19 protein-coding genes are annotated in these 20442 nt (G+C 45.4%); 6 read left to right on the top strand and 13 right to left on the bottom strand.

Annotation, left to right across the window (positions count from 1 at the left end; genetic code table 11):
• Positions 1-33 precede the first annotated feature (33 nt).
• On the bottom strand, positions 34-801 hold the full coding sequence (gene tpiA, locus ACUN2T_RS24925) for a triose-phosphate isomerase (RefSeq protein ID WP_445495547.1): 768 nt from the start codon (positions 799-801) through the stop codon (positions 34-36).
• A gap of 136 nt (positions 802-937) precedes the next feature.
• On the bottom strand, positions 938-1540 hold the full coding sequence (locus ACUN2T_RS24920; RefSeq protein ID WP_445495546.1) for a DUF1454 family protein: 603 nt from the start codon (positions 1538-1540) through the stop codon (positions 938-940).
• 67 nt (positions 1541-1607) lie between these two features.
• On the opposite strand from ACUN2T_RS24920, the gene ACUN2T_RS24915 reads away from it, so the two are divergent.
• A complete protein-coding gene (locus tag ACUN2T_RS24915) occupies positions 1608-2042 on the top strand; it encodes a DUF805 domain-containing protein (RefSeq protein WP_445495545.1) in 435 nt (144 codons plus the stop codon).
• 2 nt (positions 2043-2044) lie between these two features.
• Here ACUN2T_RS24915 and fpr read toward each other — a convergent pair whose 3' ends face one another.
• The 3 genes from fpr to ACUN2T_RS24900 all read right to left on the bottom strand — a co-directional run bounded on the left by fpr (position 2045) and on the right by ACUN2T_RS24900 (position 5591).
• Positions 2045-2791 (bottom strand): ferredoxin--NADP(+) reductase, encoded by a 747-nt coding sequence (gene fpr, locus ACUN2T_RS24910; RefSeq protein ID WP_445495544.1) that lies wholly within the window; start codon positions 2789-2791, stop codon positions 2045-2047.
• 415 nt (positions 2792-3206) lie between these two features.
• Positions 3207-4730, bottom strand: coding sequence for a glycerol kinase GlpK (gene glpK / locus ACUN2T_RS24905; RefSeq protein ID WP_445495543.1), 1524 nt, complete (start codon positions 4728-4730; stop codon positions 3207-3209).
• A gap of 30 nt (positions 4731-4760) precedes the next feature.
• Entirely contained in the window at positions 4761-5591 is an 831-nt protein-coding gene (locus ACUN2T_RS24900) for an MIP/aquaporin family protein (protein WP_445495542.1), read from the bottom strand.
• A gap of 342 nt (positions 5592-5933) precedes the next feature.
• On the opposite strand from ACUN2T_RS24900, the gene zapB reads away from it, so the two are divergent.
• Positions 5934-6176, top strand: coding sequence for a cell division protein ZapB (gene zapB, locus ACUN2T_RS24895; protein WP_445495541.1), 243 nt, complete (start codon positions 5934-5936; stop codon positions 6174-6176).
• 65 nt (positions 6177-6241) lie between these two features.
• On the opposite strand, the gene rraA is transcribed toward zapB, so the two are convergent.
• From rraA to priA, 7 genes are all read right to left on the bottom strand, one after another.
• Positions 6242-6754, bottom strand: coding sequence for a ribonuclease E activity regulator RraA (gene rraA / locus ACUN2T_RS24890; protein ID WP_445495539.1), 513 nt, complete (start codon positions 6752-6754; stop codon positions 6242-6244).
• A 68-nt stretch (positions 6755-6822) separates the two neighbouring features.
• Entirely contained in the window at positions 6823-7743 is a 921-nt protein-coding gene (locus ACUN2T_RS24885) for a 1,4-dihydroxy-2-naphthoate polyprenyltransferase (RefSeq protein WP_445495537.1), read from the bottom strand.
• A gap of 96 nt (positions 7744-7839) precedes the next feature.
• Positions 7840-9171: an HslU--HslV peptidase ATPase subunit gene (gene hslU / locus ACUN2T_RS24880; RefSeq protein ID WP_445495536.1), complete on the bottom strand. Its 1332-nt coding sequence runs from the start codon at positions 9169-9171 to the stop codon at positions 7840-7842.
• 11 nt (positions 9172-9182) lie between these two features.
• Positions 9183-9713, bottom strand: a complete 531-nt coding sequence (hslV, locus tag ACUN2T_RS24875) for an ATP-dependent protease subunit HslV (RefSeq protein ID WP_445495534.1) — start codon at positions 9711-9713, stop codon at positions 9183-9185.
• Between the two features lie 123 nt (positions 9714-9836).
• Positions 9837-10655, bottom strand: coding sequence for a cell division protein FtsN (ftsN, locus tag ACUN2T_RS24870; RefSeq protein WP_445495533.1), 819 nt, complete (start codon positions 10653-10655; stop codon positions 9837-9839).
• A gap of 69 nt (positions 10656-10724) precedes the next feature.
• Positions 10725-11753, bottom strand: a complete 1029-nt coding sequence (cytR, locus tag ACUN2T_RS24865) for a DNA-binding transcriptional regulator CytR (RefSeq protein WP_445495531.1) — start codon at positions 11751-11753, stop codon at positions 10725-10727.
• A 326-nt stretch (positions 11754-12079) separates the two neighbouring features.
• Complete coding sequence (gene priA / locus ACUN2T_RS24860) at positions 12080-14278, bottom strand: primosomal protein N' (RefSeq protein WP_445495530.1); 2199 nt, start codon at positions 14276-14278, stop codon at positions 12080-12082.
• A gap of 209 nt (positions 14279-14487) precedes the next feature.
• On the opposite strand from priA, the gene rpmE reads away from it, so the two are divergent.
• Entirely contained in the window at positions 14488-14703 is a 216-nt protein-coding gene (gene rpmE / locus ACUN2T_RS24855) for a 50S ribosomal protein L31 (protein WP_445495529.1), read from the top strand.
• Positions 14704-14854: 151 nt separating this feature from the next.
• On the opposite strand, the gene metJ is transcribed toward rpmE, so the two are convergent.
• Positions 14855-15172, bottom strand: a complete 318-nt coding sequence (gene metJ, locus ACUN2T_RS24850; RefSeq protein ID WP_132355395.1) for a met regulon transcriptional regulator MetJ — start codon at positions 15170-15172, stop codon at positions 14855-14857.
• Positions 15173-15459: 287 nt separating this feature from the next.
• Here metJ and metB point away from each other — a divergent pair, with 287 nt between their 5' ends.
• From metB to metF, 3 genes are all read left to right on the top strand, one after another.
• Positions 15460-16620: a cystathionine gamma-synthase gene (gene metB, locus ACUN2T_RS24845; protein WP_445495528.1), complete on the top strand. Its 1161-nt coding sequence runs from the start codon at positions 15460-15462 to the stop codon at positions 16618-16620.
• A 2-nt stretch (positions 16621-16622) separates the two neighbouring features.
• Positions 16623-19058, top strand: a complete 2436-nt coding sequence (locus ACUN2T_RS24840) for a bifunctional aspartate kinase/homoserine dehydrogenase II (RefSeq protein ID WP_445495526.1) — start codon at positions 16623-16625, stop codon at positions 19056-19058.
• 343 nt (positions 19059-19401) lie between these two features.
• Positions 19402-20286, top strand: a complete 885-nt coding sequence (gene metF / locus ACUN2T_RS24835; protein ID WP_445495524.1) for a methylenetetrahydrofolate reductase — start codon at positions 19402-19404, stop codon at positions 20284-20286.
• Positions 20287-20442: the final 156 nt, after the last annotated feature.

The following is a 20442-nucleotide window of genomic DNA, read 5'->3' as shown; positions in this document are numbered from 1 at the left end:
GTGTACGGCGGACAATTATCACTAAAATTTGAATCAGGTTCTTTTCGCTGCTGCGGCGGCTTTTACGATAACTGCAAAAGCGTCAGCTTTTAGAGAAGCGCCGCCAACCAGTGCACCGTCAATATCCGGCTGGGTGAATAATTCAGCCGCGTTACCCGCGTTCACAGAACCACCGTACTGGATAATCACTTGCTCTGCGATTGCCGCGTCTCTCTTCGCAATGTGATCACGAATAAATTTGTGCACAGTCTGAGCTTGCGCTGGCGTTGCTGATTTACCGGTACCAATCGCCCAAACGGGTTCGTAAGCGATTACCGTATCTTGGAAGGCTTCTACACCTAATGTGTTCAGAACAGCATCAATTTGTCTTGCGCATACTGTTTCAGTTTGGCCGGCTTCATTTTCCTGTTCAGTTTCACCGATACACAGAACCGGGATCAGACCTTGTGCTTTAAGAACGGCAAATTTCTTCGCAATGAATTCGTCACTTTCTTTGTGGTAAGTACGGCGTTCAGAGTGGCCGATGATGATGTATTCTGCGCCAATGTTTTTCAGCATTTCAGCGGAAGTTTCACCCGTAAATGCGCCAGACAGATTGACGTCAACATCTTGTGCACCCAGAGCAATGTGGCTGCCAGCCAGCGCTTGTTTAGCTTGAGAGAGGTAAAGTGCTGGTGGCGCGATAGCGACTTCACAGCCCGCAATATGGTTCAGTTCTTTACACAGGCCAGTGATAAGTTCGTTGACCATATGGGTACTGCCATTCAATTTCCAGTTACCCATAACTAATGGATGTCGCATGTTTTTTCCTCCAACCAGAGAATTTTTAAGTAGTGGATTGAATGAAATTCATTCTTGGGATCAATTCGTTAGATCAGTGGTCCACAGTATAGTGATCATTACAAACAATAGCTTTGCTTTTTATCACTAATTTTGATTAGTTTTCTGGTCCAGATAACGACAGCTTAATCGGTTCAATTGCAAAAGTAAGCGTTTTTTCGCTACCGTTTACTACAATATAACGAATGGCACCGATGTTGTGGCTGTAAAATGGCAATTTTTTGCTGTTTTTCAGCAAATTATCAATATTCTCTTTGCTTTGCTCCTGTGAAAGGGTCGGATTAAAGTGGCGCATCAACGTTATCATGTACTGCTCTGTCAGAATTTGATTTTTCTGAGTTTCTGTTTCATTTTCTGATGGCAGTAATGTCAATTGCAGACTTTTGATTTTTTCACTTCCCCGTTCCAATACCGCTGAGGAGTAAAGTTTCTCATTGATTTTGCTGGCTGCCCGTGTCAGTGGCAGATAAATGTCTTTGCCGGTAATGACCCGATACTCGTGTAGTGGCAATGCCGGGTTGCGGCGATTATATTTTTCACGAAACTGCGGAATGGTTTCATCAAAAGAGGGGGCGTTTGGCAAAAGGTAGGCCGCTTGCGCTATGGGGACAGTGGTTTTGGCTTTATCGGCATGGGTTACCAACGGTAAGCCCGCGCTGCTTGCCATTAACGTTATTGCCAGAAATTTATTAATGTCCATTTTCATGTTGCCGCTCGCTTGGGTTAAACTGCACCGAAAAACAGAATACACGATTGGGAGAGAATAGATGACATTACAACAATGGGGTTTTTCATTTAAAGGGCGAATTGGGCGACGGGAATTCTGGATTGGTATCGGTGTTTGTCTGGCCTTGATGTTTGTTATCTTGACTATTCAGGGAATGAGTTTTTTGACCATGTACTATGCTGTTTTTGCGCTGGTTTTGGTGATGTATCCTGCGGCGGCAATGATGGCGAAGCGTTTGCATGATCGCAATAAGCGGGGAGGCTGGTCGTTGCTTTTATTGCTGGCATGGTTGTTGATTGCCGCTGATTGGGGTGGAATGGAACCATTCTGGCAATGGGGGATTGGCCGTTTTATCCCCACATTAATCATCGTTATGATGGTGCTTGATTGCGGTGTATTCCGTGGCACCGATGGGCCAAACCGGTTTGGTGGAGGGGCAGAAAAAGTGGATTTTATTTCTGCCAAAGGTGACTGAAATTACCAGTACTGTTCGCTGGTGATATGCCCTGGTTTGCGGCGCAGGTGTTTTGCCATTCCACGCTGTTCTTTTAGCAGTTGTTGGGTATCTTTCACCATTTGGGGATTACCGCATAGCATAATATGGCTGTTGTCGCTGTTCATCGGCAGCCCGACAGCTGCTTCAAGTTCGCCATTTTCAATCAATGCCGGGATACGGCCAGTCAATGAGCCAGGATTTTGTTCGCGGCTGACAATCGTTTGAATGCGTAATTTGCCGTTGAAGCGCTGAACTAATTGTTCCATTAAGGGCAGATAGCTTAAATCTTGTGTTAGCCTGACTGCATGCACCAATACGATGTTCTCGAATCTGTCCAGATAATCCCCTTGCTGAAGGATTGACAGGTAAGGGCCAATGGCTGTCCCCGTTGAAAGCATCCATAATGTTTTGCAATTCGGTATTTCATCAAGAATAAAAAATCCTGCGGCTTGTTCTGTAACCAATAGGTCATCACCGGGTTGCAGGGCGGCTAACCGTGGGCTGAGTTTGCCTTCAGGAACTGTCACTAAATAGAATTCAAGATTATTATCTGCCGGTGCATTAACGTAAGAGTAGGCCCGTTGAACCCGTTCATTCTCTATTTCCAGCGCCAGTTTAGCGAATTGACCCGCGGTGAACTCTTTAATCGATGCATGCATCCTGATGCTGAATAAGGTATCCGTCCAGTGAATAACTTGTGTAACTTTTCCTGTAATCCAGTTTGCCATTGGCATTTATCTCCTATCCTGAAACCCCGGAACAGTTTGTTTTTATATCGTTATTTTAGTCTATCGATATAGATACCATTATCGATTCTGTGTCATAGGGAAATGAATCCATTTTTTCTTAATATCTGGTTTGAATAGTTGAGGTTATCTTAGTAGATGATAAGAATTTCAGTAGAAAATTCAGAAAACTAACAACTTTCCATGCTATAGATCTTATCTATAAATATGGCGATAAAGTATCAAAAGAATATTCTGAGTCTATCTACGAGATAATAAAAAATCTGTTGATATGAGGTCTTATGCTAGATCTTAATATTCGATTCAGTTTTAAAAGAAAATTTCTGAAAATAGGAAAGAAATAGAATTTTAAAGGGTGGAATTTTCCACCCTTTCTTTATTTTTCTATCAGCAAATCTTAGCTTTTATCTTCCCAGTCTTGCGCCCGGGCAACCGCTTTTTTCCAGCCATTGTATTTGTAATTACGCTCGGTGGTTTCAATACCCGGACGGAATTCTTTTTCAATGGTGGCTTTGCTTTTCACTTCATCCAGATCTTGCCAGTAGCCTACAGCCAATCCTGCGAGGAATGCGGCTCCTAATGCAGTGCTTTCACGCACTATAGGGCGTTCTACGCGGGTACCCAGGATATCTGACTGGAATTGCATCAGGAAGTTATTAGCAACGGCACCTCCATCTACACGCAGGGCTTGCAATCGGGTACCTGCATCCGCTTGCATCGCATCCAATACATCACGGGTCTGATAGGCAATGGATTCCAGCGTTGCACGAATGATGTGATTACTGTTTGTCCCGCGGGTCAGGCCGAAAATGGCACCACGGGCGTAAGGGTCCCAGTAGGGTGCGCCAAGACCGGTAAAAGCGGGAACTACGTACACGCCGTTACTGTTTTTAACTTTAGTGGCAAAGTATTCGGAATCAGCGGCATCGGCAATGAGTTTTAGTTCATCACGCAGCCACTGAATGGAAGCACCACCAACGAAAACCGCACCTTCAAGCGCATAGTTCACTTCTCCTCGGGGACCACAGGCGATGGTTGTCAGCAAACCGTGGTTGGAGCGCACGGCATCTGTACCCGTGTTCATCAGCAGGAAACAGCCTGTTCCGTAGGTGTTTTTCGCCATACCGGGCTGAACACAAAGCTGACCATACAGAGCAGCCTGTTGGTCGCCCGCAATGCCGGCGATAGGGATCCGGGTACCGCCTTTACCGCCGATATTGGTCTGACCATAAATCTCAGAAGAGGCATGGACGGTGGGTAACAGGGCGCGTGGGATGTGTAACTCATCAAGAATATGTTGATCCCACTCCAGATTGTGAATATTGAACAGCATTGTTCGGGATGCGTTGGTGTAATCCGTAACGTGGACACGGCCTTGGGTCATTTTCCATACCAGCCAGGTGTCTACAGTACCAAACAGTAGCTCGCCTTTTTCAGCCCGTTCACGAGCACCGTCAACATGATCCAAAATCCATTTTACTTTGGTACCAGAGAAGTAAGGATCCACGACCAATCCTGTATTCTGGCGAATATATTCTTCCAGCCCCTCTTTCTGTTTCAGTTTGGTACACGCATCCGCAGTACGTCTACATTGCCAAACAATGGCATTGTAGATTGGTTTACCGGTTTCCTTTTCCCAAATAATTGTTGTTTCACGTTGGTTGGTAATGCCAATGCCGGCAATCTGATCAGAACTAATATCCGCTTTCGCTAATACTTCTACCAGCGTTGAGCTTTGGGTTGCCCAGATTTCCATGGGATCATGTTCGACCCAGCCCGGTTTAGGATAAATTTGAGTAAATTCTCTTTGGGAAATAGAGATAATATTGGCGTCGTGATCAAGAATGACTGCCCGGGAGCTGGTTGTTCCCTGATCAAGGGCGACAATGTATTTTTTCTCGATCATATTTTCTGTTGTCATGATAATAACCTGTTCTGGTGATACTCTACTTTAGGCTTTCTTTTTGTTCTGGTCTTTGGTTTTGTGGGCATCAGATGGCAAATGGCGACCAATAAGTTTGCGGTAGCCGAATGCGCCTATAATACCGCCGATAATCGGTGCGGTCAGAGTAACCAGACAGTAAGGGATTTCACGTCCACCAGTCAGGGCGATATCTCCCCAACCTGCCAGATAAGCAACGAGTTTAGGGCCAAAATCACGGGCTGGGTTCAGGGCGAAACCGGTTAATGGGCCAAATGCACCCCCAATAACGGCAATCAGAATACCAATCAGTAACGGAGCCAGAGGTCCGCGCGGAACGCCGTTACCATCGTCAGTCAATGACAGAATCAGACACAGCAGCGCTGCGGCAATGATGACTTCTACCATAAATGCTTGAGAAATAGACAGGGGTGCCATCGGGTAAGTGGAGAATACACCTGCTGTAAACAGGCTTTCAGGGGTGCCGCGAACGATATTATGTACTTGCTCGTAATCAAGGAATACGCTGTAGTACATCATATAGATGATAGCGGCAGCGACAAAACCACCGATCATTTGGGCAATAATAAAAGGAATGACTTTTTTGCTCTCAAAACGGGCAAACAGCCATAAGGCAATGGTCACTGCCGGGTTAAGGTGAGCACCGGAAACACCGGCGGTGAGATAAACCGCCAATGCGACCCCCATCCCCCAAATAATACTGATTTCCCATAAGCCCAGTTGTGCGCCAGCAATACGGGCAGCGGCAACACAACCTACGCCAAAGAAAACCAATAGTGCGGTACCAAGAAACTCAGCGATACATTGTCCGGTTAATGTCGTGCTAGTGGTTTGGCTCATATGTTCTATCCTACGAAGAAGATTTTAGAGTGGTAATTATTATTTTCGCCTTTCAGCATTGAAAGGAGGGTTTTGTAAATTTATCGTTAATGCGCGGAAACGAGAAATAGCGAAATTGAAATGTGTGTGTTGTGTCAACAAAATGAGCAGTTTCGCATTTTTCTGGCGTTTTGCTAAACATTAAAGTGTGAGGCACTTTGTCGTTTTTATCTGATGTGCCGTAAAACCCCGTCCTTCAGAGGATGTCAATTGATAGTTATTTTTCATGTGTTGGGGATGTTGCTAGACAGGGACGCTTCGGCTACATACAATCAGACGATTGCTTATAAGGGGGAACCGAGAATGTCATTTGAAGTTTTTGAAAAGCTGGAAGCCAAGGTTCAGCAGGCGATTGATACTATTACCCTGCTACAAATGGAAATTGAAGAATTAAAAGAAAAAAATAAGTCTTTGTCTCAGGAGATTGAAACCGCCGCTAGCAGCCGTGAGTCTCTGGTTCATGAGAATGAGCAATTAAAACAAGAGCAGCAAGTATGGCAGGAGCGTTTGCGTGTCTTGTTAGGCAAAATGGAAGATGTTCAGTAATTACACATTGCTGGCAGACAAAAAAGGGCGATCCAAAAAATCGCCCTTGGTTTTATACGCTGTCGTTAGATGATCTCTTCATCTTCTTCGCTGTTATCAAGTGCCAATGGTTCTTCGGATAGAATGATTCCCGTATTGTCAGCATACAGATAATCGCCAGAGAAGAAGGTGACACTACCGAAATTTACCCGGATATCGCTTGCACCGGTTCCTTCATCACGGCAGCCAGCAGGGATGGCCGCTATAGCCTGAATACCAAGGTCGAGCTCTGCCAACTGGTCAACCTGACGTACTGCACCGTAAATGACAATGCCTTCCCATCCATTTTGCACAGCGAGTTGTGCCAGTTCTGCGTCAATCAATGCCTGACGTACAGAACCACCACCATCTATCAGTAAAATGCGGCCGTGACCGTTGTCTTCAAGCAGGTCGTAAATTAACCCGTTGTCTTCAAAGCATTTAACTGTGATGATTTGACCACCAAATGAAGTACGCCCACCAAAATTGGAGAACATAGGTTCTACTACATTGACTTCTTCTTGATAGATGTCACAAAGCTCGGAAGTATCATATTTCATAGGATTTACGTCTGGTTAAGGTATGGAACAGTAAGTATATCCCTTTCAGGCTGATGTTAGCAAAATCATCAATAACTAAGCATAAGTCCAGCCGAAAACAGAATGTTGGTCAGCAATGCCGCTTTAACCATGTGTTCCAACATTGGTCGCATACCTTCTGGTGTGGGTTCGTTAAGCACATACCACATGTGTTTGATCAACAAAGGTGACGCGAGCAGGAACAGCCAACCGGACCAGCCTGGTAGGTTTTGTATGGTAAACAATACTAAGCAGAAGATTGCTCCGATGATGAGACAGGCATGATAATAGCGGGCTTTGTGGGGGCCGAGACGGACAGCAAGGGTGTTTTTACCATTCCGTTTGTCATCTTCAATATCACGTAAGTTATTAATGTTTAAAACAGCAGCGGAAAGAAGACCACAAGCGGTTGCCGGCAGCATGACAATCGAGTCAAAAAAACCCGCTTGAAGATAATAAGCCCCGGCAACACTTAACCAGCCAAAGAATATCAGTACGGAAATATCACCAAGCCCTATATAGCCATAGGGTTTTGCGCCGACTGTATAGGTAATTGCGGCAACAATTGCTAGCAGACCAAGGACCAGAAAACCTAATATGTCCCTGGGTTCTTCACAGGCAACGGCAATGAGGGCAATTCCAGACAGGCAAGCCAACAGCACAGTAATCTTCAGCGCTTTTTTCATTTGTGAGGCGGTGATAACGCCTTTTTGCATACCGCGTAGTGGCCCGATACGTTTTTCCGTATCACTTCCATTGATAACATCACCATAATCATTGGCGAGATTGGACAGGATTTGCAATATTGCTGCTGTTAACAGAGCCAGTAAGGCAACAGGCAACTTGAAATGCCCTGTCCAGACAGCAAGAGCGGAGCCGGTAATAATGGCTGCAAGGGCGAGTGGCAACGTTTTAGGGCGCAAACTCTCCAGCCATGCTTGAGTTTGACTGACGGAAGTTGGTGAGGTCATTTCTACGTTAACTTCCTTCTTTAAATGTTGTAAAAAATAAATGGGAGGCAAGCCTCCCATCAATAATTATAGCGGATAAGAAACCGTATATTCCGATTATAGGATAAATCGGCTCAGATCTTCATTTGCAACTAACTCATCTAAATGTTCTTTGACGTAATCGGCATTGATATCAACTGATTGACCAGGACGTTCGCTGGCGTCAAAAGAGATATCTTCCATCAGTCGCTCGAGAACAGTATGCAAGCGACGAGCACCGATATTTTCGGTTGATTCATTTACCTGCCATGCTGATTCAGCGATTTTGCGGATGCCATCAGTGGTGAAGCTGATGTTCATTCCTTCTGTTGCCATCAGGGCTTTGTATTGTTCCGTTAGGGATGCATTGGGTTCAGTCAGAATACGCTCAAAATCTTCTGTGGTTAATGCCTGTAATTCCACACGGATTGGCAGACGCCCTTGTAATTCAGGGATCAGATCAGAAGGGCTAGAAACCTGGAATGCGCCGGAGGCGATAAACAGGATATGGTCTGTTTTTACCATACCGTGTTTGGTGGATACCGTACAGCCTTCCACCAGTGGCAACAGGTCACGCTGAACTCCTTCACGGGAAATGTCAGGGCCTGAAGTCTGGCCGCGTTTACAGATTTTGTCGATTTCATCAATGAAGACGATACCGTGCTGTTCAACCGAATCAATGGCCTGTTGTTTCAATTCTTCCGGATTAACCAGTTTAGCGGCTTCTTCTTCCACCAGCAGTTTGAAAGCATCTTTGATTTTCAGCTTACGGGATTTATGTTTCTGACCGGCAAGGTTCTGGAACATGGATTGCAACTGATTAGTCATCTCTTCCATGCCAGGAGGTGCCATGATCTCTACGCCCACGGGTGTGGTAGCAAGATCGATCTCGATTTCTTTATCATCAAGTTGACCTTCACGTAACTTCTTACGGAATGCCTGACGAGCAGCTGAGGGCTCAGATTGCGCCTCCGCTTGTCCCCAGTTATTTTTTGCCGGTGGGATCAAGGCATCCAGAATGCGCTCTTCTGCCAATTCTTCAGCTCGGTAACGGTTTTTTTCAATGGATTGCAGACGAACAATTTTAACCGCCGCATCGGTCAGATCACGGATGATAGAATCGACTTCTTTACCAACATAGCCAACTTCGGTGAATTTTGTCGCTTCAACTTTGATGAATGGTGCGTTCGCCAGTTTTGCCAGCCGTCGGGCGATTTCGGTTTTACCGACACCTGTTGGGCCAATCATCAGAATATTTTTAGGCGTCACTTCATAACGCAGCATTTCATTTAGCTGCATACGACGCCAGCGGTTACGGAGTGCGATAGCTACAGCGCGTTTCGCTTTGTCCTGACCAATGATGTGGTTGTCAAGTTCGCTGACAATTTCGCGTGGAGTCATTTCAGACATACTATCTACCCTTACGCTTTTGAAGGAAGTTCTTCGAAGTTGTGATTATGGTTGGTGTAAATACAGATATCACCGGCAATTGTCAGTGCTTTCTCTGCAATTTCTTTGGCACTGAGATCGGTATTTTCCAGCATTGCCCGTGCAGCGGATTGCGCGTATGGACCACCGGAACCAATGGCAATCAGGTCATTTTCCGGCTGAATGACATCGCCGTTACCTGTAATGATCAGGGAGGTATTTTCATCTGCGACTGCCAACAATGCTTCCAGTTTGCGTAGCATGCGGTCAGTCCGCCAGTCTTTGGCAAGCTCAACGGCTGCCTTGGTCAGATGCCCTTGATGCATTTCAAGTTTACGTTCAAACAGTTCAAACAGAGTAAAAGCGTCTGCTGTACCGCCAGCAAAACCCGCGATGACTTTGTCATTATAGAGGCGGCGAACTTTGCGGACATTGCCTTTCATGACGGTATTACCCATCGTTGCCTGTCCATCACCACCGATTACGACTTGGCCGTTACGGCGAACACTTACGATTGTAGTCACGAGTAAGCCCTTGGTTACAAAAATAGATAAATGTGACGCACGGTACTTTCGACAGTGTATATGGCTATCGAAAATACCGTGTGCACGGTGTTAGCAGTATAAATGGGGGAGAATTATCATTTTTCAACCCCCAGTAACACGGAGAATACAACCCGGTACGCCAGCGCCTTTCAGGCGTTCCTGCATTTTTCCTGCGGTGCTTTTACTGTAAGGGCCAAGAATGACGCGATGCCAGCCGCCTCCCGTTGTGATTTGGCTTTCAATACCCGCAAATGCCAGGCTGGCGCGTACTGACTCAGCCTGGGCCATATTGCGAAATGAACCACATTGCAAAATCATACGTTGTGCATTTTCTGCTGGTTTAGGCTTGCTGGTTTCAGCTGTTGGCGGTGTGTATGGCTGAACTGGCTGAGTTTGTATTTGTTGTTGTGGCAATGTTTGCTGAGGTTGTGGTCTTGTTTCCAGTGGTTGTTGCGTCTCCGTTGATGGTTTGATGATGACTTGTGAACGCGGCACTTGAACGCCATTGTATGGAACTTCTGGCAGTGAAATCGCTGGTTGACGCATATCTGCTTGCATTTGTTCAAGTAATTGCCGTTGTTCTGCGGTCAACTGAGTGCGTGAATTTGTCTGCCCACCGGATGATGGCTCACGTGGTGTCGCGATACCAACAGGGCGGTTTTCCAATTCTTTGATATAGCGCCAGCGCTCTTCTGGTTTCGGCGGTAAGCCATTATTTTGCTGAGGATGTTTTGGTAGTACGTCTGGAGCGCTTTCTTGTCGATTGTGGGTAATAAAATAGAGGCCACCAATAAAGATAATAACCAATGCTACCGCGACTGCCAGAGTGGTTTTTGGCAGACCTTGGGACTGGTGTTTTTTCTTATCGGTATTTTTACGGCGGGTTGAACGCCCGCGACTCACATAATCTCGTTGTGCCACTGTCTAATTCGCTGAGTTATTTAAATAAAAGGAAATAAACGACATGTTACTTAACCTGGCGTTATTTGCCTAGCTTTTAGGCGAATAGGTGCTTTGCCGAATGATTAATTCAGATTCCAGTAACTGGGAACCGCCAAATGTTGTATGGCCCTGGATTTGATCCAGTAATAATAGCATTGCTTTTTGACCAATCTCATAACGGGGCTGCCCAACGGTTGTCAATGGTGGATCGCTGTACATAGCCAGACTTAAGTTGTCGAACCCAATGATTGATAAATCTTGCGGTATTCTTAAGCCCATTCTCTTAGCCTGCCACATAGCACCAATCGCTATTACATCGCTGTGGCAGAAAATGGCTGTTGGGGGTTCTGGCAGAGACATCAGCTGTTTGGTCAGCTTTGCACCACTTTCATGGGTAAAGTTACCTTGGACGATATAATCTTCACGGATTGGTCCGCCAGAGCGACGCAATGCCTGAATATATCCCTGAAGGCGGTAGCGGCAAATCAGGGTATCTTCCGGCCCGGAGAGACAGGCAATGTGTTTATGCCCCAGTGTTTGCAGGTAATGGGTAGCATTGAATGCTGCGGTCAGGTTATCAATGTGAATAGTCGGCAGTTCCAGTTCTGGTACAAATTCGTTTGCCATGACCATAGGGGGCAGGTTTTTTTGTTCTTCTTTACTGGCATCAAATGGGATATTGGAACCAAGCAGCAACAGGCCATCAATTTGTTTGGTGACAATCAGGTTGAGAAAGGCGTGTTGCTGTTTTTGCTGATGTTGATAATCACCGATTAAAACCAGATAACCCTGTTGCGTTGCCGCTTCTTCAATACCGCAAATCACATCAGTGAAAAAGGGATCACTGATATTCGGCACGATGACTAAAACCGTTTTCGATTCACTGCGTTTAAGATTACGGGATAGATTATTTGGGTAATAACCCACAGCCAGTACAGCTTGTTCCACTTTTTGTCGTGTCTGGGAAGAAACTTTTTCTGGATTCATGAGTGTTCTTGATACTGTTGCGGTAGAAACGCCAGCCACTTCAGCGACATCTTTCATCGTTGCGGAGGTGCCATTCTTTTTCTGCTCCAAAACTCACTCCTCATTTCCTGACTGATTAGTTAAACGATTGTCATTTTCTGGTTGCCGGGAGACCGTCAGTGACTTTAAGAAAGTCACGACATTTGGTTTAAGGTGATGACAATGTTATTAAGGGACCATTCTAAACAGTTTGGCAAATTCGTTTATTCCTTAGTTTGCAAAAAAGTATGATATGAATCATTTATTCGATATGGCTCGCAAATTAGTGAATAATTTTTTATTGATTAAGGATGACTCAGGGTGATTTTACTCAATTGTTAATAGAAGTATGCTTAATCTAACAAAGTTATATGTTTTAAAATAAGGATGATTAATCACTAACCATCCGTTGGGTCAACATCAATATTCCATTTCACTTTCCGGGTTTGCGGCAGAGCCATTATTTGTGAATAAACCATCGTCATGATTTTTTGTAAAAAAATTCTGGATGGATGTTGAATCAATAGTTGCCAGCGGTAACGACCATTTCTTTTTGCCTGTAATGCGGGAACCGGCCCCATTATCCATAAGTTATCCTCCCGCAGAGGATGATTTTCAAAAAGCAGACGCAATTGCTGTAAAAAAGAGGGGGCTTGCTGATTATCGTGATCTTCTGACCGCAAGATAATATGGCTGGTAAATGGCGGCAGAAAGACACTTTGACGTTCATCCATCGCCTGAGTTGCGAAAGCGTCGTAACCTTTATTCAGCAAAATTTGCAGTAACGGATGGTCAGGATGATGAGTTTGGAGAACCACTTCTCCCTGTTTACCTGCCCGGCCGGCACGACCAGAAACTTGCGTATAAAGCTGTGCGAAGCGTTCTGCTGCCCGGAAATCTGCTGAGAACAGGGCACCGTCAACATCCAGCAAAGCGACCAGTGTGACATCGGGGAAATGGTGGCCTTTTGCCAGCATTTGGGTACCAATCAGTATACGGGCACCACCGGCGTGAATGTCGGCCAGTTGTTGTTCCAGCGTTCCTTTGCGGCTGGTGGTATCCCGGTCAATGCGGGTAACCGATACATCAGGGAACAATGCTGTAATACCGTCTTCAAGTTGCTCTGTGCCAAGGCCAACAGGTTGAAGATGAGTAGAACCGCATTGTGGACACTGACGGGGAACCGGGCGTTGGCTGTCACAATGATGGCAACGCAACTGACGATAGTGCTGATGTAAGGTGTAATAATGGTCACAGCGTTGGCACTCTGCAATCCAGCCACATTCATGGCAGAGCAGAGCAGGTGAGTAACCGCGGCGGTTGAGAAACAGCATTACCTGATTATCGGCTTTCAGGTGTTCTTCAATGCGCTTTATCAGTGGTTGAGATAACCCGACTTTGAGTGGCAAGCCTTTTAAATCCAACAGATGTTGAGTTGCTGGCTGGGCATGACCTGCACGTTTGGATAATGTTAGCTGGCGGTATTTGCCCTGTTGCACATTATAAAGTGTCTCCAGTGCCGGAGTTGCAGAGCCCATAATCACCGGGATATTCTCTTTTTTTGCTCTGAATACCGCTAAATCACGAGCATGGTAACGCCAGCCCTCCTGTTGTTTGTAAGAACTGTCGTGTTCTTCATCGATAATGATGACGCCAAGGCAGGCAAAGGGGGTAAATAAAGCTGAACGTGTACCGATGACAATTGCGTTCTCACCACGTTGTGCCCGTAACCATACAGCAAGGCGTTCACTGTCATTCAGGGCTGAATGAAGAACATCAACCGGAGCATTGAAGCGTTCTCTGAAACGACGGATTGTTTGTGGTGTCAGGCCAATTTCCGGTACAAGTATCAGCGCTTGTTGACCTTGAGCCAGAATATTTTCCAGCACACTGAGATAAACTTCTGTTTTACCTGATCCGGTAATACCGGCCAGTAACCAAGGGGAAAATTGCTGGTCCTCCGCACGGATAGCACCAACTGCTGTGGCTTGTTCTGTATTCAATTTCAGGTGTTCACCGGTGATTTGGAAATGATGTCGCCAGTTCTGAGATTCAGGTTGTACCGGGTATAAATCAATAAGTGACTTCTTTTTGAGTGACTGGAAGGCACTTTCGCTTAATTCCAGCTCTGTAATCTGATGGCGGTATATCGCTTTCCGGCGCAGTGCTGCCAGCACTTGTTGCTGTTTTGGTGAGCGTTTCAATTGCGCCAAGGGTATTTCAGCCCCCGCCGGCGTCAGTTGCCATTGCCAGAGCGGGGCAGATTCAGCGGGCTTTCCTTGACGAAGCAGTATCGGCAATGCATGGAACAGCACTTCTCCGATGGGATAATGGTAATAGCTGGATGCCCAGAGTAATAATTGCCAGAGATCTTCTGAAAACAGGGAGTGAGTATCGAGAATCGATTCTATTGATTTCAGTTGTTCTGTTGGAATATCACTGCTATCAGTGGTGCCTGTGACGATACCAATTGCCTTGCGGTTGCCAAATGGGACGGCTACTCGCATCCCTGCAACAGGGAATTGATTCTCTGTGGGCAACAGATAATCAAAAGAGCGGGCAAGGGGGATAGGCAGGGCAACCTGAACAACAGCCATAAAATTATTCCTGGCAATCAATAAATAAAGTAAAAATTGCCTATAGAGTATCATAGACAATCAACGGATTTCATTGCGGGGTAGGCAGATATTCTGTATGATCCGCCGCCTTTGGTACAAAAGATACCAAACTTATTTTATCAACACGACGTGTGGTGTCTGGCGGCAACAGGGCTGGATAGCGACACGGCCTTAACAGAGGTTATCCCATGAGAAAAGATATTCATCCTAAATATGAAGCAGTTACTGCAACTTGTTCTTGCGGTAATGTAATGCAGATCAAATCTACCGTTAATCACGCGCTGAACTTGGACGTATGTGGCCAATGCCACCCATTCTATACTGGTAAACAACGTGATGTTGCTACCGGTGGTCGTGTTGATCGCTTCAACAAACGTTTCAATGTTCCAGGTGTTGGCAAGTAATTGCCAAATTGTGTCTGCTTATAAAGCAGATCAACTGGTACGAACAAACGCCCGATGTTTTGCATCGGGCGTTTTGTATTTAAATCGGCCATTCTGTATTTTAATAGAGTAAAAACCCCTGAATTTTGCAGGAGGTTTCGTTATGCCATTATCAATATTCCCAAGTATCGGGATCAATGCCTAATTCCCGCATGATCCCTTTGGCAGCCTCTGGGATTTCGTCATTACGCTCTTTGCGTAAATCAGCGTCATCGGGCAGTGGTTGCCCGGTAAATGCATGCAGGAATGCTTCACACAGCAATTCACTGTTAGTTGCGTGACGCAGGTTATTTACCTGGCGGCGGGTGCGCTCATCAGTGAGGATCTTCAACACTTTCAAAGGAATTGAAACTGTGATTTTCTTCACCTGTTCGCTTTTTTTGCCATGTTCAGCATAAGGGCTGACATATTCACCGTTCCACTCAGCCATGGGGTACCTTAAATAGTCGTGAAATCATAAAAGTAAGCCGGATAATAGAACCCGCTTTCGTTGCAAAATATTGCCATTTTATCGTGATTTCCTTATCAATTATACAGTTATAGTATATGCGATAAATTAATGACGACTAATAATAAAAGCAGCATAGTTGTAATGGATAATTATCCCATTACTTAATCTAACCGTAAAGAGGTTTAGATGTCTAGATGTGTTGACGTCCATTGTGGTGGCAGGTATTCTTCCCTGACTCGAATTTATGACAGGCAGTGGTGACTGATATGACACGCAAACAGGCAACAATAGCAGTTCGCAGTGGGCTGAATAATGATGAGCAGTATGGCTGTGTTGTTCCGCCTATTTATCTTTCCAGTACATATAATTTTACAGATTTCAATCAACCGAGAACACATGATTATTCCCGGAGGGGTAATCCAGGTCGCGATATGGTGCAGAGGGTATTGGCTGAACTGGAGGGGGGAATAGGTGCTGTTATGACTAGCAGCGGCATGTCAGCGATTCACCTGTTGTGCACGGTTTTTCTTAAGCCGGGCGATCTGTTGGTTGCTCCCCATGACTGTTATGGCGGCAGCTACCGCTTGTTTGACAGCCAGAGTAAACGCGGTGCTTATGAAGTGGCGTTTGTTGATCAGAGTGATGAACAGGCGTTAAAACACGTACTATCCAGAAAGCCAAAGTTGGTATTAATTGAAACGCCAAGTAACCCTTTATTGCGTATCGTGGATATTGCCCATATATGCCAGCTTTCCCATGAGGTTGGTGCGACAGTGATTGTTGATAACACTTTCTTGAGTCCTGTATTACAAAAACCGCTGGCATTGGGGGCAGATCTGGTTGTTCATTCCTGTACTAAATATCTTAACGGACATTCTGATGTTATTGCCGGTGCCATTATTGCAAAGGATGAAGATATTGCGACGGAGCTTGCCTGGTGGGCGAATAATATTGGTGTAACCGGTGCGGCGTTTGATAGTTATCTTCTGTTGCGTGGGATGCGTACTTTATCGCCACGGATCCTTTTACAGCAAAATAATGCGCGGGAAATTGTGAATTATCTTCAACAGCAACCGTTAGTGAAGAAACTTTTTTATCCTGCTTTGAAAGATCATCCAGGGCATGAAATTGCCTGTAAGCAACAGTCCGGTTTTGGCGCAATGATAAGTTTTGAGTTAGATGGCAATGAATCGGCAATACGCTGTTTTCTGTCTGAGTTGAAATTATTTACTTTGGCGGAATCATTGGGAGGTGTGGAAACGTTGATTTCCCATACTGCTACTATGACTCATGCGGGAATGTCAGAACAGGCAAGGGCAGAAGCGGGTATTACGGATTCACTGTTGCGTGTTTCTGTGGGTATTGAAGATAGTCAGGATTTAATCGCTGATTTGGAAAATGCATTTCAGGCAGTAGTAAAGGAGTGACCATGAGTGCACTGGCAGTAGCAGGGGCGGAAAATGGCCGCCAATTACATAAGTTTGGTGGAAGCAGTCTTGCGGATGTGAAATGTTATCAACGAGTCGCCAAGATTATGGCTAATTATAGCCAACCTGGTGATTTGATGGTGGTATCCGCGGCAGGCAGTACAACCAACCAGTTAATTAACTGGCTTAAACTCAGCCAGAATGACCGTATTTCTGCCCATCAGGTACAGCAGGTTTTGCGCCGTTACCAGCAGGATCTTATCAGAGGTTTGCTGCCTGAAACTGTTGCTGAAGAATTGGTGAAGCGTTTTATTGCCGATCTTGAAAGGTTGAGTGCATTACTGGATAAACCGGTGAGTGATGTGACATATGCAGAAGTCGTGGGGCACGGAGAGATCTGGTCTGCTCGTTTGATGTCTGCGGTACTTGAAGCTCAGGGTATCCCCAGTGACTGGGTGGATGCCCGTCAGTTTTTACGCGCGGAACGGGCGGCTCAACCCCAAGTTGATGTTGACCTTTCTCAGCCATTACTGAATCAGCTATTGACTCAAAATCTTAATAAGCGACTGGTTGTCACGGGGTTTATCTCCAGTAATCATGATGGAGAAACGGTTTTACTGGGGCGAAATGGCAGTGACTATTCTGCAACGCAGGTTGGTGCTCTGGCAGGGGCTAAACGGGTAACCATCTGGAGTGATGTCGCCGGTGTTTACAGCGCCGATCCGAGAAAAGTAAAAGACGCCTGTCTGTTACCTTTATTACGTCTGGATGAAGCAAGTGAGCTTGCTCGTCTTGCAGCACCTGTGTTGCATACCCGTACCTTACAGCCTGTTTCTGTCAGTGATATTGATTTACTGCTGCGTTGCAGCTACCAGCCGGAGCAGGGCTCCACCCGTATTGAAAGGGTGTTGGCTTCCGGGACTGGGGCAAAAATTGTCACCAGCCATGATGAAGTTTGCCTGATTGAGTTGCATGTGGCTGCTCATAATGATTTCAAACAGATATATAAAGATATTGATCTGTTGTTAAAACGGGGACAAATTCGCCCACTGGCAACCGGTATCCATCCAGACTGTAATCTGATTCAGCTCTGTTACACTTCCGAAGTGATGAATAGCGCACTGGAGGTTTTGCAAGATGCTGCGCTGCCGGGGAAACTTTCCCTGAGAGAAGGATTGGCGCTGGTAGCGCTGGTTGGGGCGGGTGTCTGTAAGAATCCATTGCATTGCCATCGTTTTTATCAGCAGCTTAAAGATCAACCGGTGGAATTTATTTGGCACGCAGAGGATGGAATCAGTCTTGTCGCTGTGTTGCGGACCAATCAGACGGAACATGTGATTCAGGGGCTGCATCAGAGTTTATTCCGTGCTGAAAAGCGAATTGGCCTGATTTTGTTTGGTAAAGGGAATATTGGCTCCCGTTGGTTGGAGTTATTTGCCCGTGAGCAGAAAAATATTTCTGCCCGCAGTGATTTTGAATTTATTCTGGCAGGAGTGGCGGATAGTCGCCGGAGTTTACTCGACTATCAGGGGATTAATGCCAGCCGGGCATTAGCTTTCTTTGATGCTGAAGCCACAGAGCATGATGTTGATGAGTTGTTCCTGTGGATGCGGGCACATCCTTATGACGATCTGGTGATCCTGGATGTGACTGCCAGTGAAGAACTGGCGCGATGTTACAGTGATTTTGCCAGTTATGGTTTCCATGTTATCAGTGCCAATAAAATTGCTGGTGCTTCCAGTAGTAACGATTATCGTCTTATCCGTGATGCATTTGCCAAAACCGGTCGTCATTGGTTTTACAACGCAACTGTTGGCGCAGGCTTACCGATCAACCATACAGTGAGAGACTTACGGGAGAGTGGCGATACCATTTTGTCCATCAGTGGTATTTTCTCCGGGACGCTATCTTGGCTGTTTCTGCAATTTGATGGTTCAGTACCATTCAGTGATTTGGTTGAACAGGCGTGGCAACAGGGATTGACTGAACCTGATCCACGTATTGATCTGTCTGGTCAGGATGTCATGCGTAAACTGATTATCCTCGCCCGTGAAGCTGGCTATGAGATTGAGCCAGAGCAGGTGCGTGTTGAGTCATTAGTTCCGAAAGAAGCGGCATTAGGTTCTATTGAGCAGTTCTTTGATAACAGCGGTGCTATCAATGAGCAAATGGTGCAACGATTGGCTGCGGCACAGGAAATGGGCATGGTATTGCGCTATGTTGCCCGTTTTGATGCGAATGGTAAGGCGAAAGTCGGTGTTGAGGCGGTACGTCCCGATCACCCATTGGCTTCCTTGTTACCGTGCGACAATGTATTTGCGATTGAGAGCCGTTGGTATCGTGATAATCCGCTGGTGATCCGTGGGCCGGGTGCCGGTCGTGATGTCACAGCCGGCGCGATTCAGTCTGATCTTAACCGTTTGTCACAACTGCTTTAGGTTGCAAAATTCCCACTTGTTAGCTGATGCAATTTCCTTCGCTTAGATATTTGAGGTAACGAGAGGAAGGGCGTTCTGGTAAAGACACCCTTCTTCATCGCTGTCTTGGGTACCTTGATCTGCCAAATTGGTATAAACAGCGCCAAATATTTCTTGATGAATTTTTTTCCGATTCAGGATGAATATTGCTCACCATTTTAACTCAAATTTATTGTTGACTAAAAAATCCCAATCCTTCATCTTATTTAGACGTCTAAACGTATAGGTGTTTAGATGTTTAAATAGAAATAATTGGCAAATTATAAGACAGGAAATTATTCCGCTTGTTAACGAGGTACAGGGTATGAGTTTTTTTCACGCTAATCAGCGAGAAGCGCTGAATCAGAATCTGGCTGAACTGGAAGGACAGATCCGTGTTTCATTTGAATTCTTTCCACCGCGTACAGTCGAGATGGAAAAAACCCTGTGGAAATCCATTGGTCGTCTGAGCACCCTTAAGCCTACATTTGTTTCCGTTACTTATGGGGCTAACTCTGGTGAACGTGACCGAACCCATAGCATTATCAAAGGAATAAAAGAGAAAACCGGTCTTGAGGCTGCTCCGCACCTCACCTGTATTGATGCCAGTCGGGATGAATTATGCGAAATCGCCCGTGATTATTGGAATAATGGAATTCGCCATATTGTGGCTTTGCGGGGTGATTTACCTGATAGCAGTGAAAAACCCAAAATGTATGGTGCTGATCTGGTTGAATTACTTAAGAAAGAAGCTGATTTTGATATTTCAGTGGCTGCTTACCCTGAAGTTCATCCTGAAGCGAAAAATTCTCAGGCTGATCTGATTTGCCTGAAACGAAAGATTGATGCGGGTGCGAACCGGGCAATTACTCAATTCTTCTTTGATGTGGAAAGTTATCTGCGTTTTCGTGACCGCTGTGTTGCTGCCGGAATTGATGTGGAAATCGTACCGGGTATTCTGCCAGTATCCAACTTCCGTCAGCTGAAACGTTTTGCGACAATGACCAATGTTCGTATTCCAAGCTGGATGACCAGAATGTTTGAGGGGCTGGATGATGACCCTGAGAGCTCTAATCTGGTTGGCGCTTCTATCGCAATGGATATGGTGAAAATTTTAAGTCGTGAAGGTGTGAAAGATTTTCATTTTTATACCTTAAACCGTGCGGAACTGAGTTATGCAATTTGTCATACTCTGGGTGTTCGTCCTTAATCATTGGCTCTTATTAAGAAATGTCGCTTAGTAAGAGCATATTTTTCCCGGTGTATTGCTATGAATAGTAAATTCTTATTATTTTTATGAATATTAAGGTTAATATATTTTTAATATTTAATTTTATAGAGTTGAAAGAATAAAAGAGTTTTAATG

It is taken from the genome of Photorhabdus machadonis, from assembly GCF_052657765.1.
The sequence above is the reverse complement of the archived record's forward strand: the minus strand, read 5'-3'. Positions and strand labels throughout refer to the sequence as shown.

Coding starts and splice junctions, on each gene's coding strand:
- tpiA (WP_445495547.1), bottom strand. CDS start 801: ATGCGACATCCATTAGTTATGGGTAACTGGAAATTGAATGGCAGTACC.
- ACUN2T_RS24920 (WP_445495546.1), bottom strand. CDS start 1,540: ATGGACATTAATAAATTTCTGGCAATAACGTTAATGGCAAGCAGCGCG.
- ACUN2T_RS24915 (WP_445495545.1), top strand. CDS start 1,608: ATGACATTACAACAATGGGGTTTTTCATTTAAAGGGCGAATTGGGCGA.
- fpr (WP_445495544.1), bottom strand. CDS start 2,791: ATGGCAAACTGGATTACAGGAAAAGTTACACAAGTTATTCACTGGACG.
- glpK (WP_445495543.1), bottom strand. CDS start 4,730: ATGACAACAGAAAATATGATCGAGAAAAAATACATTGTCGCCCTTGAT.
- ACUN2T_RS24900 (WP_445495542.1), bottom strand. CDS start 5,591: ATGAGCCAAACCACTAGCACGACATTAACCGGACAATGTATCGCTGAG.
- zapB (WP_445495541.1), top strand. CDS start 5,934: ATGTCATTTGAAGTTTTTGAAAAGCTGGAAGCCAAGGTTCAGCAGGCG.
- rraA (WP_445495539.1), bottom strand. CDS start 6,754: ATGAAATATGATACTTCCGAGCTTTGTGACATCTATCAAGAAGAAGTC.
- ACUN2T_RS24885 (WP_445495537.1), bottom strand. CDS start 7,743: ATGACCTCACCAACTTCCGTCAGTCAAACTCAAGCATGGCTGGAGAGT.
- hslU (WP_445495536.1), bottom strand. CDS start 9,171: ATGTCTGAAATGACTCCACGCGAAATTGTCAGCGAACTTGACAACCAC.
- priA (WP_445495530.1), bottom strand. CDS start 14,278: ATGGCTGTTGTTCAGGTTGCCCTGCCTATCCCCCTTGCCCGCTCTTTT.
- rpmE (WP_445495529.1), top strand. CDS start 14,488: ATGAGAAAAGATATTCATCCTAAATATGAAGCAGTTACTGCAACTTGT.
- metJ (WP_132355395.1), bottom strand. CDS start 15,172: ATGGCTGAGTGGAACGGTGAATATGTCAGCCCTTATGCTGAACATGGC.
- metB (WP_445495528.1), top strand. CDS start 15,460: ATGACACGCAAACAGGCAACAATAGCAGTTCGCAGTGGGCTGAATAAT.
- ACUN2T_RS24840 (WP_445495526.1), top strand. CDS start 16,623: ATGAGTGCACTGGCAGTAGCAGGGGCGGAAAATGGCCGCCAATTACAT.
- metF (WP_445495524.1), top strand. CDS start 19,402: ATGAGTTTTTTTCACGCTAATCAGCGAGAAGCGCTGAATCAGAATCTG.